The organism is Photobacterium phosphoreum, from assembly GCF_002954725.1.
GTDB lineage: Bacteria > Pseudomonadota > Gammaproteobacteria > Enterobacterales > Vibrionaceae > Photobacterium > Photobacterium phosphoreum.
The window spans coordinates 2,702,674-2,721,169 of the sequence record NZ_MSCQ01000001.1 but is presented as its reverse complement, the minus strand read 5'-3'; the positions used below and the strand labels follow the sequence as shown (position 1 = coordinate 2,721,169).

Here is an 18,496-nt window from a genome sequence, read left to right as displayed (position 1 = left end):
CATTAAGAAAACCGTATCGAAAGATACGGTTTTTTTTCGTCTGTAGAAAATGGTGAAGCGCGTAGTTTGGGGGCGCATCTCTGATGTTAGGAATAGCGGACCAGAGGGTCGGGGGTTCCCTGATATTAGAACCTTGCTCTTCACCGACCACCATTAAGAAACCTGAATCGAAAGATTGAGGTTTTTTTTCGTCTGTATAAAAGTAAATAGGGGTCGTTGGTTTAAAGCCAGAGGGTCGGGGGTTCACTGATATTAGAATCTTGCTCTTCACCGACCACCATTAAGAAACCTGAATTGAAAGATTGAGGTTTTTTTTCGTCTGTAGAAAATGGTGAAGCGCGTAGTTTGGGGGCGCATCTCTGATGTTAGGAATAGCGGACCAGAGGGTCGGGGGTTCCCTGATATTAGAACCTTGCTCTTCACCGACCACCATTAAGAAACCTGAATCGAAAGATTCAGGTTTTTTTTCATCTGTAGAAAAGTAAATCTGTATCATTGGTTTAAAGCTAGAGGGTCGGGGGTTCACCGATATTAGAATCTTGGCTCTTCACCGACCGCCATTAAGAAAACCGTATCGAAAGATACGGTTTTTTTTCATCTATAGAAAATGGTGAAGCGCGTAGTTTGGGGGCGCATCTCTGATGTTAGGAATAGCGGACCAGAGGGTCGGGGGTTCCCTGATATTAGAACCTTGGCTCTTCACCGACCGCCATTAAGAAACTTGAATCGAAAGATACGGTTTTTTTTCGTCTGTAGAAAATGGTGAAGCGCGTAGTTTGGGGGCGCATCTCTGATGTTAGGAATAGCGGACCAGAGGGTCGGGGGTTCCCTGATATTAGAACCTTGCTCTTCAGCTACCGCCATTAAGAAACCTGAATCGAAAGATTCAGGTTTTTTTTCATCTGTAGAAAAGTAAATCTGTATCATTGGTTTAAAGCTAGAGGGTCGGGGGTTCACCGATATTAGAACCTTGGCTCTTCACCGACCACCATTAAGAAACCTGAATCGAAAGATTGAGGTTTTTTTTCGTCTATAGAAAATGGTGAAGTGCGTAGTTTGGTAGTGCATCTCTGATGTTAGTAATAGCGGACCAGAGGGGCGGGGGTTCCCTGATATTAGAATCTTGCTCTTCACCTATCACCATTAAGAAAACCGTATCGAAAGATTGAGGTTTTTTTTCGTCTGTCTTAAATGATGAGAAAACAGTTCGAATATGCTGCGCAGATGTGTGCTGTAAATTTCACCATTGCTGGTTGTAATAGCTATATCCACTGATGTTTATGTTTTTAGTAGTTATTGTCGCTATTTATTTTAATCTAAACGATATTTTGTTTAATTAATGTTAATTTAATTGGCGGTGGTTAGTGATTTTTTATTCATGATGGTGTTTTTAAGTGTTTATAGGTGTTTGGTTTATTGTACGGTTTTTACCATTGCTTTTGTTGTTATTCAAATGGTTGTTGGTTTTGTTTAGTTTAGTGTACTGTTGTTTTATTATGCGTGTATATGAAATAAATATGCGCAATATATAAATAATGATAGTTTTTTACTTTGAGTTGTTGCTTTTTTGTAATATTTTTGACAGATTGAATGGAGACATGCAATCAGACAATAGTATTGGCATGGAAAGGATTCAATTTTTCAGAATGGCAGGATGCTGCCAGTAGTGGAGTCTGATAATGGCATTATTAGAAGTAAAAAATCTTCGTATAGAATACCCCTCACGACATGGCGTACATGCAGCGGTGAAATCACTGTCATTCACCATTGAGCGTGGTGAAATTGTGGGTGTTGTTGGTGAGTCTGGAGCGGGTAAATCGACGGTGGGTAATGCTGTTATTGACCTATTAAGTCCCCCTGGACAGATCGCCAGTGGTGAGGTTTTTCTTGATGGTAACAAGATCTCAGGGTTAACGCCGGAGAAAATGCGCAATGTTCGTGGGTCAAAAATTGGGTTTATTTTCCAAGATCCAATGACGTCATTAAACCCATTATTCACCGTGGAGCAGCAACTCACTGAAACTATCATTACCAATTTAAAGGTATCACAAGCTGAAGCCGTGAAGCGTGCATTAGCATTGATGGAACAAGTGGGTATTCCAGAGCCTCAGCTACGAATTAAACAATATCCGCATCAGTTTTCAGGTGGAATGCGCCAACGAGTCGTGATAGCAATTGCACTTGCTGGTGAGCCCGATTTAATTATTGCCGATGAGCCAACCACGGCACTGGACGTCTCGATTCAAGATCAAATATTAACCTTGATCCGTGATTTGTGTGTTCAGAAAAATGTCGGCTGTATGTTAGTAACCCATGATATGGGCGTCGTTTCAAATGTGACAGATCGCGTTGCGGTTATGTATCGTGGTGATTTAGTTGAAATTGGCACCACTGAACAAGTGCTACAACGACCACAACATCCTTATACCCAGAGTTTGATTTCTGCTGTGCCTCGTTCAGACATTAAGCTGAAACGATTTCCATTAGTGACTTACATTGAAGATGTCCAACAGACACCAAGCTTGGATGTCAAAAATCATTGGTTAGGACAAAGCCAAGATCAGCGTGCTTATGACGGGGCGTTGCTTGAGATTGAAAATGTTAATTTACGGTTTGTGACCAAAGATTCATTATTTGAAAGTCGGCGCGAATATGTCCAAGCCAATAATGATGTTAGTTTCCATATTGCAGAAGGTGAAACCTTTGGTTTAGTGGGTGAATCGGGTTCAGGTAAATCAACCATTGCACGTGTGATTACCGGTTTATATCCGCCGAATAGTGGCACGGTGCGTTTTGAAGGTATCGATCTGACCGCACTTAAAAGTGAGTCTGAACGCCGTCCTTTACGCCGTCAAATGCAGATGGTGTTTCAAAATCCTTATACCTCAATGAATCCTCGAATGCGTGTTTTTGACATTATTGCCGAACCGATTCGATTTCATAAATTAACTAAAAATGAAGCTCAAACCCGCCAGATAGTGAATGATCTATTGGATCATGTTGGCTTAGGCTCTGTGGCAGGGATTAAATTTCCACATGAATTCTCGGGCGGTCAACGCCAGCGGATTTCAATTGCACGCGCACTGGCAACACGGCCTCGATTATTAATTTGTGATGAGCCAACCTCGGCACTGGATGTTTCGGTTCAAGCACAAATATTAAACTTATTAAAAGACTTACAAGATGAACTGAATCTGACGATGTTATTTATTAGTCATGATTTACCGGTTATTCGTCAAATGTGTGATCGTATCGGAGTGATGCAACAAGGAACATTGTTAGAAGTTGCACCGACAGAACAGTTATTTACCGCACCTCAACATCAATACAGCAAGCATTTGATTTCATTGATGCCTGAATTTAAAGGTCTCGATATTAAACGGCAACAGCGCGCTTAATTTGTTGTTATGAGTCATCAATAAAATAAATACTGGGCGATAGTGCTCAGGCATAAAGGAGTTATGCAATGAAAACCATCAAGAACAAATTAGCGCTAGCATTGATTGCAGCAGGGTTGAGTTTTAGTGTTACGGCTGCAGATCTAAAGTTAGGTTATGCCTCAGATCCGGTATCACTTGATCCTCATGAGCAACTGTCTGGCGGTACTTTACAGTTATCGCACATGGTATTTGATCCGCTCGTTCGGTTTACTCAAAAAATGGATTTTGAACCGCGTTTGGCGCAAAGCTGGGAGCGTATTGATGCCAATACTTTTCGATTTACATTACGTCAAGGGGTGAAATTTCACTCGGGTAATCCACTGACGGCTGATGATGTAATTTGGACATTTAATCGTTTGCAAGCATCCCCTGATTTTAAAGCCATTTTTGAACCGTATTCTGAAATGAAAAAAGTTGATGATTATACCGTCGATATTATTTCAAAAGGCGCTTATCCATTGGTACTTCAAACTGCAACCTACATTTTCCCAATGGATAGCAAGTTTTACAGCGGTAAAACCGCAGACGGTAAAGATAAAGCAGAAGTTGCTAAGCATGGTAATTCATTTGCTTCAACCCACATGTCAGGTACAGGTCCATTTACGGTAACCCAACGTGAGCAAGGGGTAAAAGTCGAGTTTACTCGTTTTGCGGGTTATTGGGATACAGCCTCAAAAGGCAATGTTGATACCATCACGTTATTGCCAATCAAAGAAGATGCGACCCGTGTTGCAGCGTTATTGTCTGGCGGTGTTGATATGATTGACCATGTTGCACCTAATGATCATCAGCGTCTAAAAAGTGCGGACGGGGTTGATTTAGTCACGCTACCCGGCACCCGTTTGATCTCATTTCAAATGAACCAAAATCGTAATGAAGCACTAAAAGATGTTCGTGTTCGTCAAGCGATTGTGCATGCGATTAATAATCAAGGCATCGTGAAGAAAATTATGAAAGGGTTTGCAACTGCCGCAGATCAACAAAGTCCTGTCGGTTATCAAGGCCATGATAGTGAGCTTGTACCGCGTTACGATGTGAAGAAAGCCAAGCAACTAATGAAAGAAGCGGGTTACGAAAAGGGCTTTAGTCTTACCATGTTAGCGCCTAATAACCGCTATGTGAATGATGCCAAAATTGCCCAAGCAACAGCCGCGATGTTATCGAAAATTGGGATTAAAGTTGATTTAAAAACCTTACCTAAAGCGCAATATTGGCCTGAGTTCGATAAATGTGCTGCCGATATGTTGATGATTGGCTGGCATGCAGATACTGAAGATTCGGCTAATTTAACTGAATTTTTGACCATGACCCGTAATGAAAAAACCGGTAAAGGTCAGTATAACTGTGGTTTTTACTCTAACCCAGAGGTTGATCAATTGGTCACGGCTGCCAATGTTGAAACTAATCCAGCTAAGCGTGCAGTCATGCTAAAACAAGTAGAAGCGACGCTTTATAACGATGCTGCATTTGTACCATTACATTGGCAGAGTACTGCATGGGGAGCCCGCAGTAATGTTCATGCTGCTGCGGTGGTTAACTCAATGGAACAGCCATACTTTGGCGATCTTGTGGTTGATGAAAAATAAGCATTAATTAGCCAATAGTGAAGTATGAGTGCCGGGGCTTGCTCCGGCATTTTTTTCAGGATGAATTAAAAGGGGCAGGGAATGTTTTCTTTTCTGGTCAAACGCCTATTTCAGGCACTGATAGTGATGTTTGTGATCAGTCTGGTGGCTTTTGCCATTCAAGATAACCTTGGTGATCCGTTGCGTGAACTGGTTGGGCAGTCGGTATCAGAGGCTGAACGGCAACAATTGCGTGATGATTTGGGCCTTAATGATCCGTTTATCACCAAATATAGTCGTTTTCTCGGTAATGCCGTCCAAGGTGATTTAGGGACGTCATATACTTTTAAGCGCCCAGCGATCGAGGTCATTTTAGATAAATTAGTCGCAACCTTTGAACTGGTGTTTGGGGCGACAGTGATCATTATTTTAGTCTCGATTCCATTGGGAGTGTATTCCGCGATTCATCCTCGCAGTGTGGTGACGAAAGCGGTGATGGCATTTAGCAGTATTGGTATTTCTATTCCGGTGTTCTTAACCGCGATCATGCTGATGTATGTGTTCTCGATTGAACTTGGTTGGTTACCGTCATTTGGACGTGGCGAAACAGCTAATTATCTTGGTTGGGAATCTGGCTTTTTCACTATTGATGGCTTAAAACATTTAGTGCTGCCATGTGTGGCATTAGCCTCGATTATGTTGCCATTGTTTATTCGATTGGTTCGATCTGAAATGTTGGAAGTATTAAGTTCTGAATACATTAAGTTCGCCAAGGCAAAAGGTTTGCCAATGAATAAGGTCTATTACCAGCACGCGCTAAAAAATACCATGTTGCCGGTATTAACCGTCGGTGGAGTGCAAATCGGAACCATGATTGCCTACACTATTTTGACTGAAAGTGTGTTTCAGTGGCCTGGTACAGGGCTGTTATTTTTAGATGCCATTAATCGAGTTGATACCCCATTGATCACCGCCTATGTGATATTTGTAGGACTGATTTTTGTGGTGACTAATACCATTGTTGACCTGCTTTATGGCTTGGTTAATCCAACAGTAGATTTAACGGGCAAGGGAGCATAAGTCATGGAAAGTATTAGCACTGTTGTGCCGAGTCGTTGGCAGCGTTTTAAAGATTCCGATATCGTTTATTATTTTCTTAAAGATAAAGTGGCGATGGTGTGTTTTGCGATTTTTCTAAGTTTTGCCACTGCGGCATTATTTGCCCCTTTTATCGCGCCAACCAATCCTTATGATCTATCGTCAATTGATATTATGGACTCTGAGTTACCGCCAGCGTGGATGGAGAATGGCGATCAAAGCTTTGCTTTAGGCACAGACGATCAAGGACGTGATATTTATTCGACCATTTTATATGGGATGCGATTATCACTGACGATTGGTTTGTTAGCAGTGGCATTGCAATTAACCATTGGCGTCATTGTCGGCTTAACCGCGGGTTATTTTGGTGGGCGGATTGACAGTTTATTAATGCGTATTGCGGATGTGCAATTGTCATTTTCAACCATGATGGTAGCGATCATTGTGTCAGCTATTTTCCGGACCGCGTTAGGGGCTGAAACCTATGCCCAATATGCGGTGATTATGTTGGTGGTGATTATCGGTTTTGCGGAGTGGCCGCAGTATGCACGAACGGTACGCGCCTCTGTTTTGGCAGAGAAAAATAAAGAATATGTCGAAGCCGCTAAGGTGATGGGCTTTCGAGCACCACGGATCATGTTCCGTCATATTTTGCCTAACTGTTTGTCACCGATTTTAGTGATTTCCACGGTACAGGTTGCCAACGCGATCATGTCGGAAGCGGCGCTGTCATTTTTAGGTTTAGGTTTACCGGTTGATCAGCCGTCATTGGGTTCACTGATTAGCATTGGTTTTAACTATATTTTCTCGGGCTCATGGTGGATCACCGCTTTCCCTGGAATAGTATTAATTACCTTAGTATTAGTGATTAACTTGCTTGGTGATTGGCTACGGGATGTGTTTAATCCAAAGATATATAAAGGCTAGCTTGGGTTTGTTATCTAGAGAGTAAATCAATAAAGGCGACCGTGTGGTCGCCTTTTTGATATTTATTAACCGTATAAATTAGAAAATCAAATGTGCCATTAACGCAATCACTGGCAAAGTGACTAAAGTACGCAGAATAAAGATCACAAATAATTCCCATGCTTTAACCGGCACTTTACTACCAATTAATAGCGCGCCAATTTCAGACATGTAAATCAACTGAGTAACTGACATCGCTGCGATAATAAAGCGGGTCATATCACTTTGAATGGTTGATGCCAAAATTGATGGCAAGAACATATCAGCAAACCCGACCACTATAGTTTTAGAAGCCGCTTCTGCTTCAGGAATACGCAGCAATTCTAGGAACGGAATAAATGGCATGCCAAGGTAATCGAAAATGGGCGTATTTTCGGCGACCACTAATGCCACAGTACCAATCGCCATTACTACTGGCAGCACGCCAAACACCATATCAACGGCGTTTTTAAGGCCATCAAGTGCAATCGTTGGTAGGCTTTTTACTTCAGCGGCTTTTTTAAGCGCTTGCTCAAGTCCATAAGAAAAAACGTTATGACCTTCAGGAACGGTTTCATCATGCGATGATTCAGTGGTGCCATTAATATAGATATTTTTCTTACGCGATAATGGTGGTAAACGCGGCACAATTATCGCCGCCACTAAACCCGCTAAACATATGGTTAAGTAAAACGGGGCAAACATATGCTCTAAATTTACTTGTGCAATAACCACTAAGCTAAAGGTAATAGATACCGCTGAGAACGTGGTGCCAATAACTGCCGCTTCACGTTGAGTATACATGCCTGACTCATACTGCTTACTGGTCAGTAGTACGCCAACTGAACCATCACCTAGCCATGATGCAATACAGTTTACGGATGAGCGACCAGGCAAACCAAAAATAGGTCGCATGATGCGTGTAAATAAAGTGCCAAAAAATTCCAGTAAGCCAAAATTGAGCAGTAACGGTAATAATAAACCCGCAAAAATAAATACTGAAAATAATACCGGCAATAAATCATTGAGCACTAAGCCACCAGTGGCGTCGTTACGAAACATCATTGGGCCGATATTAAAGTAGGTCATCACCGCAAAAGCAGCACCCAGCTGTTGCACGATAAACCACATTAGCGATGGGTTGAGTAAGCCATTAATAAAGCTATTACGCAGGATAAATTCGGGTTTAAACAGTTTGGTGATAATAGACATCACAGCGGTAAAACTGATAACAGCTGTCACAATCGATGTTAGCGAATTTTCAAAATGGCTTTGAATTGTTTTGGCTAAGATTGCAATGGGGATGGTGATATCACCACCAAAGTTAATCGGTGCCATGAATAAAAACACCCCAATTAATGATGGAATGATAAACATTAACCAATTGTTGAGGTTTTTGGGTGGTGCTGCTGCTTGTTGATGCATATTTGTCTATAACCTACTGGTAGATACGGCCGAATTAATGGGGGTGTCCCCGAGGTTTTGCGGAATAATTAGTTATAACCATCCCATAAATAAGGAACAGAAGATTACATTTTTTATCGAATAGATGGAATAGTTCGCAAGCAAAAAAATGGTTATTTATGCGATTATTAAGGTTTATTATTCGAAGTTTGGGTTGTTTTGTGGTTAGAGGCAGTTAATTGCAATGTAAATAATGCTATGTCATTAAAAATAAACAGGCTATTTATCGACATTAGCAGGATTATTGTTACTGTATGGTAATAGTCTTTATATTTTTAAGCTATTGTTGATTTTTTATGATCCGTTAGACTTCATTACATCAAAAAACATCACCTAGATGATGCTTAAGTAATTAAATAAATATTCGGTTGCGGTTATGAGAATAACTTAGCGAGTACCGACATTTATTTGTGTGACTTCTAAATCCAATAATAGATTGTATTACTATCAAAGTAAGACGATCACAAATAATCAATAAGATGAAAGTATTCACTTTGGTCTTAATCTGAAAATAAGGATCTACCCATGACAACATTAACCACTAAGCCAGGCATCACACTGATCAAATCAGGTTCTTTTAAACTGAATGATCTAAGTAAGTTACTTGAAGTTGAAGGCTTAAAAAGTGATATGGCTGAGGTTGCTGTAACGACTAACAGCAATGCATTAACGATTGGTCATTTCACGATGGCACCTGGGGTTGAATTTGAATATTTTTATGATTCTGTAGAGTACAAAGTGATCACCAAAGGCAAAATTGTTGTTCGTGATGAAGCGGGCACTAAATATGTTGCTGAAGTTGGCGATGTTATTTTATTTAGCCCTGATGTTAAAGTTATCTTTGATGCTGAGAGTGACGGTGAAGCTATCTATACTGCTCACCGTGCAGCAGCAGCAGATTTTGCACCTGCACAATAAAATATAAAATTTAGTTGTTATAAATTAAAGCCTTAACTTTTTGTTAAGGCTTTTTTTTGATGATTGAAAAGCATAATTATTACCGATGGGTAATAGTGTTTTAGTCATTGGCTGTATTGTTAGTTATAAGGTAATGATTAACAATAGAGCAATACCATAAATGCTTGTGATTTCGTGTAAACTGAAATGATTGAGCTTAAATAACGATGAGGTACACCATGGCAGCACATTCAAATCAGCAATTTCATGTCGGTCAGATCATTGATGAACATCCGTTTGTTGCCGGCGATGGCGCCGTTATTGAAATGTTCCGCAATGATATGAGCAATATTGTTTTTATCGGTTTAAACGGCATCACGGCAGAAGAACAACAAATGATGGCAGAAGCCACGGCAGAGTTTGGTTTGATGAAAACCGATAATGGCGGTTGTTTGGTGGTGTTTAAATTAGCAGAATTGGCATTTGATATTCAGTTTAATGCAGCGGCTATTCCAAGTGAATATTTTCAACAACCAACAACATCAACACTGGCATTATCAATGATGGCACTTGATACGGCTAATAATGAGCTTAAAGTGATCCGTGAGTTGTCGTTACCAGAAGCGGTGACTCAACAAATGATTGATGTCATGCAAGCTCAACGTGCAATTGAAGATCCAATGGCAGTGAATGCTGAGAATATGCATTTATTAAATACCGTTAGCACTGAAGAGTTATTAGCTAAGCTAACTTTAACGCCGATTCAAACTGTGATCGCACCAAGTTGTGGCTGTGGGCATAATCATGAAGATGGTCATCATCACCACGGTTAAATGAAAATTAGCGGGGCTATCGTTAAGCGGTTAACCTCGTTTATCTCGTTTGATAGATGAAAAAAAAGCTGGTTATCCAATTTATAAAAAGGATAAACCAGCTTTAATTGAAATTGTTAGTGCGATCAACGCATGGTAACAAATTCCTCAGAACCCGTTGGGTGGATAGCTACGACGCTATCGAAATCAGCTTTAGTTGCGCCCATCTTGATTGCTACGCCAAAACCTTGAATCATTTCATCAACGGTATAACCGATACCGTGTAGACCAACTACTTTCTCATCTGCGCCCGCACAAACCAGCTTCATTTTGCATGGCTGACGGTGAGTCGTTACTGCGGTATACATCGCTGTAAAGCCTGATTGGTAGACTTTTACGTTGTCTTCGCCGTATTGATCAATCGCTTCTTGGGTTGTCAGACCAATAGTACCGATTGGTGGGTGACTAAAGACAACCGTTGGTACTAATTTGTAGTCCATTTTGGCGTCGGGCTTGTTGTTAAACAAACGCTCAGACAACTGACGACCGGCCTTAACAGCAATCGGTGTTAGTTCGATACCACCTTCCATGATGTCGCCAACACAATAAATGCCAGCAACATTGGTTTGTTGGTATTGATCAACCTTAATGTAACCGCGGCTATTGGTTTCAACGCCCGTTGCTTGAAGGTTGATTTTGTCGGTAGTTGGGTGACGACCAATCGCCCAAATCAGTAAATCAGTATTGTGTGATTCACCGTTTTCAAAATGCAGTGTAATCGAGCCATCAGCTTCTTTAACCACTTGTTTAGGAATTGAATGGGTGTGCAGGGTTGGACCTTCTGCTGCCATTACTTCTACTAACGTATCAACAATCATCGGATCAAAGCTACGCAGTGGTGATTCTTTACGAACGAACAGGTGAGTATCAGTACCAAAAGCACTTAATACACCTGCGATTTCAACGGCAATGTAACCTGCGCCGACAATAGCAGTACGTTTAGGTTGCTCATTAAGTTCAAAGAAACCGTTTGAATCAATACCGTATTCAGCACCAGGAACATTAGGGATAGTCGGTTCACCACCAACGGCAATCAAAATATGATCGGCAGTGTAATGCTCACCATTAACTTCAATTGTTTTTGCATCAACAAAGGTAGCAAAACCATTGATCACTTCAACATTGTTATTGCCAAGTACATTGTCGTAAGAAGCGTGAATGCGGCTGATGTACGCTTCGCGGTTTTCAACCAGTTTGCCCCAGTTAAAACTTTTCACATCAACGTCAAAGCCATAATCTTTAGCGTAAAGGTGCATAGCTTCTGCGATTTGGGCACCATGCCACATGACTTTCTTTGGTACACAACCGACGTTAACGCAAGTGCCACCGAGGGCTTTTGCTTCAATGATTGCTACTTTAGCGCCATACATTGCTGCACGGTTTGCTGATGCAATACCACCGCTACCGCCACCGATACAGATGTAATCAAAATGCTTCGCCATGACTTTACTCCAATAGATGTTATGAATATTCACTGTCACCTAGTGTAATCAAGATTGGGCTGAGTGACGAGGATTTAAAATCGGAAAAATCGATTAGTACTGTGTTTTACCATCGGAAATGATGATTATCACCCAAGAAATGTAACAGCCACAAGCAAATGTGGCTGTTTATTGAGCGTCAATATAACCCAGCAAGGTTACTCGGGAACGATCCACTCAACCTTATGATGGCCATGATTTGGCGCAATCGCTTGTTGCAACCATGGCAGAATTTGTTCCATTTGGCTGGCTAGTTTCCACGGTGGGTTAATCACAATCATGCCAGAAGCGGTCATGCCGCGTTCTTCAGTGTCTGGTTCAACCCCAAGCTCAATTTGAAGAATATTGCGAATGTCTAAATCTTTAAGGCCGGCAATCATATTATCAATCGTTTCGCGGTAAACCACTGGATACCAGATGGCATAAGTACCCGTTGCCCAGCGTTGATAACTTTGTTTAATCGCTTTTACCACATCTTGGTATTCGTGTTTTAGCTCATAAGGCGGATCAATCAATACCACCCCACGACGTTCTTTGGGCGGTAAGCTTGCTTTTAGACGCGCAAAAGCATCTTCTTGATACATCTTTACTTGGCGATCACCACGGAATTCTTGCAGTAATAATGGGAAATCGCTTGGGTGTAATTCGGTTAATACCATTCGATCTTGCGCGCGAATTTGTGCGCGTGCGACTTTAGGTGAGCCCGGGTAGTAACGCAGTTCATCATTATTATTAAGCGCTTTAATGGCATCAATATAAGCGGCAATATCATGGGGTATATCATCGCGAGACCAAATACGGGCGATACCTTGCTTAAACTCCCCGGTTTTTTCGCTGCGCTCATCTTGGAGATCATAACGACCAACACCTGAGTGAGTATCGTGATACACGAACGGTTTATCTTTTTGCTTGAGTGCATCCAGAATTAGGCTTTGAACAATGTGTTTAACCACATCTGCGTGGTTGCCAGCGTGAAAGCTGTGGCGATAACTCAGCATGAAATTAGTCTCTATCGGTATCTAAAGCAGGGATGCTAGTGACTATTATCGTCAATTATTCATCAATATCCAACCATGGTGCCAACCTTTGCTACTATCAAGATTAAGGAAATGCGCTATTTGTGCCTTTTTATACTCTAAACTGAGCAAAGGATTGAAATTTATCTATCGCGGGCGCATGTTAATAATAAGATAAAAATAAAGGAAAAGCGTATGTCTAACCCATTATTGACGATGACTGATTTGCCACCGTTTGCTCATATTAAGCCTGAGCACATTAAACCTGCGGTTGAACAAGCGATCACTGATTGCCGTAACAACGTTGAATCAGTGCTATCTCAATTAGCAATGCCGACTTGGGACACAATTTGTCGTCCATTGGCTGAATTAGATGATCGTCTTGGACGTATCTGGTCACCTGTTGGCCATCTTAACGGGGTAAAAAATAGCCCCGAGTTACGCCAAGCGTATGAAAGCTGCTTACCGTTATTATCAGATTACGGCACGTGGGTTGGACAACATAAAGGCCTTTATGATGCGTATAAGATGATTCGAGCCAGTGAAGATTTTACTGATTTGGGTCAGGCTCAACAAAAAGCAGTGAATGATGCCCTGAAAGCGTTTGAGTTATCAGGAATTGGCTTACCTGCCGAGCAGCAACAACGCTTTGGTGATATCAGTAAGCGTCTGTCTGAATTAGCTTCAACTTTTAGTAACAACGTACTCGATGCGACGATGGCATGGAGCAAAGTGATCACTGATGTTGAGCAACTTAGTGGTTTACCTGAGTCGGCATTACAAGCGGCACAAGCGAATGCACAAGCTAAAGATCAACAAGGCTATTTATTTACTTTAGATATTCCATCGTATTTACCGGTGATGACTTACTGTGATAACCGTGAGTTACGTGCTGAAATGTATCAAGCCTTTAGTACCCGAGCTTCTGATCGTGGTCCTAATGCTGGTGAATTTGATAACTCAGAAATTATTGCTGAAAAACTAAAACTCAGTCATGAAATTGCGTGTTTATTAGGGTTCAGTAATTATGGTGAGAAATCACTCGCGACCAAAATGGCTGAATCTACCGACCAAGTATTGGGCTTTTTAAATAATTTAGCCGATCGCGCTAAGCCGCAAGGTGAACGTGAAGTGGCAGAGTTGCGCGAGTATGCCCGCAATGAATTTGGCGTCGAGCAATTAGAGCCGTGGGATTTTGCGTTCTATTCTGAAAAATTAAAGCAGCACCGTTACAGTATTTCAGATGAAGAATTACGTCCCTATTTTCCTGAGCAAAAAGTTGTTGCGGGTTTATTTGAAGTGCTAAAGCGTGTGTTTGGACTTGAAATTAAACAGCGCTTAGGGGTTGAAGTATGGCATGAGTCAGTGACCTTCTATGACATCTTTGATGCTCAAGGCACGTTGCGTGGTAGCTTCTATTTAGATCTATATGCTCGTGAACATAAACGTGGTGGAGCATGGATGGATGAGTGCATGGTACGCCGTACTCGCATCGACGGTAGCCTCCAAACACCCGTAGCCTATTTAACTTGTAACTTTAATCGTCCTATTGGCGACCAACCAGCGTTATTTACCCATAACGAAGTTACTACCTTGTTCCATGAAACGGGGCATGGTATTCACCACATGCTAACCCAAATTGATGTGGCGGCAGTGTCTGGTATTAATGGTGTGCCGTGGGATGCGGTTGAATTACCAAGTCAATTCCTTGAAAACTGGTGCTGGCAGGAAGAAGCGTTAGCGTTTATTTCAAGTCATTATAAAACCGGTGAGCCATTGCCAAAAGTGATGCTAGATAAAATGCTTGCCGCTAAAAATTTCCAATCAGCGATGTTTATTTTACGTCAGCTTGAGTTTGGTCTGTTTGATTTCAGCTTGTACTCTAACTACGATCCAGAGGTCGGCGCACAGGTATTAGAAACCTTGTTTGACGTTAAAGATAAAGTTTCAGTCGTACCCAGCCCTGAGTGGGGACGCTTTCCACATAGCTTTAGTCATATCTTTGCGGGTGGTTATAGCGCAGGTTATTACAGTTACTTGTGGGCAGAATTATTGTCAGCTGATGCGTTCTCACGCTTTGAAGAAGAAGGCATTTTTAATACCCAAACAGGTAATGACTTCCTGACTTGTGTATTAGAAAAAGGTGGCAGTGAAGAGCCAATGGAATTGTTTAAGCGTTTCCGTGGCCGTGAACCACAACTGGATGCAATGCTGCGTCACAGTGGTATTACTGGCTAAGTTACATCAATAGCAAAGTAATGATGAATAAAAAAGGCTCCTTAGGGAGCCTTTTTTGATCGTAACGCTAAGAGAATTAATCTCGTCGCTAAATAATTGTGCGGTTAATCAGTCTTGTGTCGTTACTACCATTGGCCAGCCCATATCGGTTTGGCGGGTGGCTTCTTGGGTCAACTCACTGCGAGTTAGGGGATTATTGATCAACCATTTTGCCGATAATAAGATCGTTAATTTGTTATCTTCCATGCGTAAGCTAAAAGGCGGCAAACACGTTTGATCTCGGCGATGGCATAAAATAATCGCTAGTCGTAGCAAGCGTAGTAAACGAGCAGCACTTGGCGCTGATAACGCATGTTGCTCTGGTAAGCTGGTTAATGGGCCATTATGACGGCGCAGTAGCTCAGCGATAAGATTTTTTTGGGCACGGGTAAAGCCGGGTAAGTCCATGTGCTTAATTAAGTAAGCCGCATGTTCACCACTTTTTTTAAATTCAATGCTAGCGCCAATTTCATGTAATTTGGCTGCCGCTTGAAGTAAGTTTTCAGCGGGTGGTTCCAACTGCCAATTTGGGCACTGAGCTAACAACGCCAGTGCCATATCACTGACGCTGTCTGCGTGGTGATGATCTAATTGAAACCGTTGTTGCATGCTTATAATGGTACGAGAGCACACATCGTGATGACGCATTTGATCCATCATTTCATACACCAAGCCTTCACGTAGCGCACCGCCAGCAAGGGTCATTGATTCAATCTGTAATGATTCAAATAGGGCAATTAGAATCGATAGGCCGCTAGGGAAAACCAGCGCACGTTCTAATGTTAAGCCTTCAATATCAAGATCTTCCAAACGCTCATATTGCATCGCTTGGCGTTGAAGGCGTTTAAGTTTCGGCAGGGTAATAATTTCATCCATGCCTTGTGCCAGCATAATTTCTTGTAATGCTTGCACGGTGCCACTGGCGCCAACACAGGTTTCCCAGCCTTGCTGAGTGTAACGCTCAATAATGGCTTCAATCGCTTCTTTAGCGCCATTAATGGCGGCATCAAAGTTGACTGAGGTGAGGTAACGATCTTTAAAATAGCGTTCCAGCCATGTGACACAACCAATTTTTAGGCTCGTCAATGCGCTGGCATCAAAACCTTCACCAATAATGACTTCGGTACTGGCGCCACCGATATCAACCACTAGGCGTTTATCACTGCCACCGGAGGTATGTGCAACCCCTTGGTAGATAATGCGTGCTTCTTCTTTACCCGCAATTACGCTCACAGGATAGCCAAGAATACTGTGAGCTTGGGAAAGAAATTCGTTAGCATTGACCGCTGTACGCAAAGCGGCAGTACCGACAATGCGAATATGATCAGGTTTGATATCCTGCAAACGTTCGGCAAAAATTGCCAAACAGTCAAGGCCACGTTGAATGGCGTCTTGGCTGAGTTTGTTATGATTATTCAAACCCGCAGCTAAACGTACTTTTCGTTTAATTTTAGCTAGCGTTTGAACACTGCCATTGACTTCACGAACAACCCACATATGAAAGCTGTTAGAACCTAAATCAATCGCGGCATAAAGCGGTGATACTGAATTTCTTTCCATAGAGATACTTTAACTTATTTTATGCTGGTTTGTTTTGTGGCGGACGACGGCGATTATTACGCTGACGAGACTGCCCCTGGCCTTGACCTTGACGCTGGTTATTACGACGACCACCTTGACGAGGAGTACGCTGTAAGCGAATCGGCGCAGGTAAATCATCTAACAGGGCATCAGAATCATATTTTGATTGTGGAATACCATGTTCGATATAGGTTTCGATTGCCGGTAAGTTAATCGCGTATTCTTCACAAGCAAAGCTGATTGAATGACCGCTTTCACCAGCACGACCAGTACGACCGATACGGTGAACATAATCTTCGGCATCATCAGGCAGATCGTAGTTGAATACGTGTGTAACCATTGGGATATGTAAACCACGTGCCGCAACATCTGTTGCCACAAGGATATCAATATCGCCTTTGGTGAATTCTTCTAGAATACGTTCACGTTTTTTCTGTGGTACATCGCCATTAAGTAAACCTACGCGATGACCATCAGCGGCTAAATGACCCCAAACATCTTCACAACGGTGCTTGGTGTTAGCGAAAATAATCGCACGATCTGGCCATTCTTCTTCAATTAACGTTTGTAATAAACGCATTTTTTCTTGGTTAGATGGGTAAAATAACTCTTCTTGAATGCGGTGGCCTGTTTTTTGTGCAGGTTCAACCACAACGCTTTCTGGGCTATTCATGTGCTCAAATGCAAGTTCTTTAACGCGGTATGATAACGTTGCTGAGAACAGCATGTTTAGACGCGCTTTTGGCTCTGGCATACGGCGGAACAAGAAACGGATATCTTTAATAAAGCCCAAATCGAACATGCGATCGGCTTCATCTAATACCACGACTTGAATGCTGGCAAGGTCGATAACACGTTGTTTGTAGAAATCGATAATACGACCACAAGTACCGATCAGGATATCAACACCTTCATCAAACACTTGTTTTTGTTTTTCATAAGGTTCACCACCGTAAGCAAGACCCGCTTTAAGGCCGGTGCTCGCAAGTAGCGATGACGCATCATTGAAAATTTGGATCGCCAATTCTCGCGTTGGCGCCATAATGATCGCCCGCGGTTGATTGGTTTTACGCTCTGCTGGTGCAGGAGTCTCCAATAGATAGTTAAAAGTAGCGGTCAGAAAGGCTAGGGTTTTACCCGTACCTGTTTGAGCCTGTCCCGCGATATCATGGCCAGTGAGCACAACTGGCAATGCCAAGGCCTGGATCGGGGTACAATAATGAAACCCTTTCTCTTCCAATCCTTTTAGCACTAGGGGGTTTAACCCTAGTTCGGCAAATTTCTGCTCTGTGATATGTGTCGTTTTCATTGCTATAGAATATCAGCTTAGGGTTGCAATACGAAACGTATTCCATTCAAATAGGATAACGATTTGCTGGTTAATTCAATATCAGCTAACAAAATCACTGTTGGAGTGGAAGATGAGCGATAAGATTGTGCAGCTTACCGATGAAAGTTTTGATACTGATGTTGTCAATGCTGCGGGCCCGGTATTAGTCGATTTTTGGGCTGAATGGTGTGGTCCATGTAAAATGATTGCCCCGATTCTTGATGAAATCGCTGATGAATACGAAGGCAAATTAACGATTGGTAAATTAAATATCGACCAAAACGCGGCGACGCCGCCAAAGTTTGGTATTCGTGGTATTCCAACGTTATTACTGTTTAAAGATGGCGCAGTGGCAGCAACTAAAGTTGGCGCGTTATCAAAAACTCAGCTGAAAGAGTTCCTTGAAGCGAACTTATAAGTGATATAATACGAGCCATGCACGATTTCTAAGTTGTGCATGGTTGGTCTAGCGACTATGCTAGACTGGTAGAACGTTTAGTGTTAACGTAATGCACAGAAATTGCATTTCC

General features: G+C 42.1%; 13 protein-coding genes. 8 read left to right on the top strand and 5 right to left on the bottom strand.

Annotation, left to right across the window (positions count from 1 at the left end):
* The first annotated feature begins 1,679 nt into the window (after positions 1–1,679).
* From BTO21_RS12055 to BTO21_RS12040, 4 genes are all read left to right on the top strand, one after another.
* Positions 1,680–3,398 carry a dipeptide ABC transporter ATP-binding protein gene (locus BTO21_RS12055; protein ID WP_045032100.1) on the top strand — a complete coding sequence of 573 codons (1,719 nt, stop codon included), beginning with the start codon at positions 1,680–1,682 and terminating at the stop codon, positions 3,396–3,398.
* Positions 3,399–3,466: 68 nt separating this feature from the next.
* Positions 3,467–5,026: an ABC transporter substrate-binding protein gene (locus BTO21_RS12050; protein WP_045032098.1), complete on the top strand. Its 1,560-nt coding sequence runs from the start codon at positions 3,467–3,469 to the stop codon at positions 5,024–5,026.
* 81 nt (positions 5,027–5,107) lie between these two features.
* Positions 5,108–6,085, top strand: a complete 978-nt coding sequence (locus BTO21_RS12045) for an ABC transporter permease (RefSeq protein ID WP_045032096.1) — start codon at positions 5,108–5,110, stop codon at positions 6,083–6,085.
* Positions 6,086–6,088: 3 nt separating this feature from the next.
* Positions 6,089–7,030, top strand: coding sequence for an ABC transporter permease (locus BTO21_RS12040; protein WP_045032094.1), 942 nt, complete (start codon positions 6,089–6,091; stop codon positions 7,028–7,030).
* Between the two features lie 78 nt (positions 7,031–7,108).
* Here BTO21_RS12040 and BTO21_RS12035 read toward each other — a convergent pair whose 3' ends face one another.
* Positions 7,109–8,473: a YjiH family protein gene (locus tag BTO21_RS12035; RefSeq protein WP_045032092.1), complete on the bottom strand. Its 1,365-nt coding sequence runs from the start codon at positions 8,471–8,473 to the stop codon at positions 7,109–7,111.
* Positions 8,474–9,037: 564 nt separating this feature from the next.
* Between BTO21_RS12035 and BTO21_RS12030 the strand changes: the two genes are divergently transcribed.
* Together BTO21_RS12030 and BTO21_RS12025 are read left to right on the top strand one after the other, a co-directional pair.
* Entirely contained in the window at positions 9,038–9,430 is a 393-nt protein-coding gene (locus tag BTO21_RS12030; RefSeq protein ID WP_045032090.1) for a cupin domain-containing protein, read from the top strand.
* A gap of 218 nt (positions 9,431–9,648) precedes the next feature.
* Positions 9,649–10,242 (top strand): hypothetical protein, encoded by a 594-nt coding sequence (locus tag BTO21_RS12025; RefSeq protein WP_045032088.1) that lies wholly within the window; start codon positions 9,649–9,651, stop codon positions 10,240–10,242.
* Positions 10,243–10,367: 125 nt separating this feature from the next.
* On the opposite strand, the gene gorA is transcribed toward BTO21_RS12025, so the two are convergent.
* Entirely contained in the window at positions 10,368–11,723 is a 1,356-nt protein-coding gene (gorA, locus tag BTO21_RS12020) for a glutathione-disulfide reductase (RefSeq protein ID WP_045032086.1), read from the bottom strand.
* Positions 11,724–11,920: 197 nt separating this feature from the next.
* Entirely contained in the window at positions 11,921–12,760 is an 840-nt protein-coding gene (locus BTO21_RS12015) for a 23S rRNA (adenine(2030)-N(6))-methyltransferase RlmJ (RefSeq protein WP_045032085.1), read from the bottom strand.
* A 213-nt stretch (positions 12,761–12,973) separates the two neighbouring features.
* Here BTO21_RS12015 and prlC point away from each other — a divergent pair, with 213 nt between their 5' ends.
* Entirely contained in the window at positions 12,974–15,016 is a 2,043-nt protein-coding gene (gene prlC, locus BTO21_RS12010; RefSeq protein ID WP_045032083.1) for an oligopeptidase A, read from the top strand.
* A 108-nt stretch (positions 15,017–15,124) separates the two neighbouring features.
* Here prlC and gppA read toward each other — a convergent pair whose 3' ends face one another.
* A complete protein-coding gene (gppA, locus tag BTO21_RS12005; protein ID WP_045032081.1) occupies positions 15,125–16,615 on the bottom strand; it encodes a guanosine-5'-triphosphate,3'-diphosphate diphosphatase in 1,491 nt (496 codons plus the stop codon).
* Between the two features lie 19 nt (positions 16,616–16,634).
* The gene (rhlB, locus tag BTO21_RS12000; protein WP_045032079.1) at positions 16,635–17,945 is read right to left on the bottom strand and encodes an ATP-dependent RNA helicase RhlB; all 1,311 of its coding nucleotides are present in this window, start codon (positions 17,943–17,945) and stop codon (positions 16,635–16,637) included.
* 112 nt (positions 17,946–18,057) lie between these two features.
* On the opposite strand from rhlB, the gene trxA reads away from it, so the two are divergent.
* Positions 18,058–18,384 (top strand): thioredoxin TrxA, encoded by a 327-nt coding sequence (gene trxA / locus BTO21_RS11995; protein WP_045032077.1) that lies wholly within the window; start codon positions 18,058–18,060, stop codon positions 18,382–18,384.
* Positions 18,385–18,496: the final 112 nt, after the last annotated feature.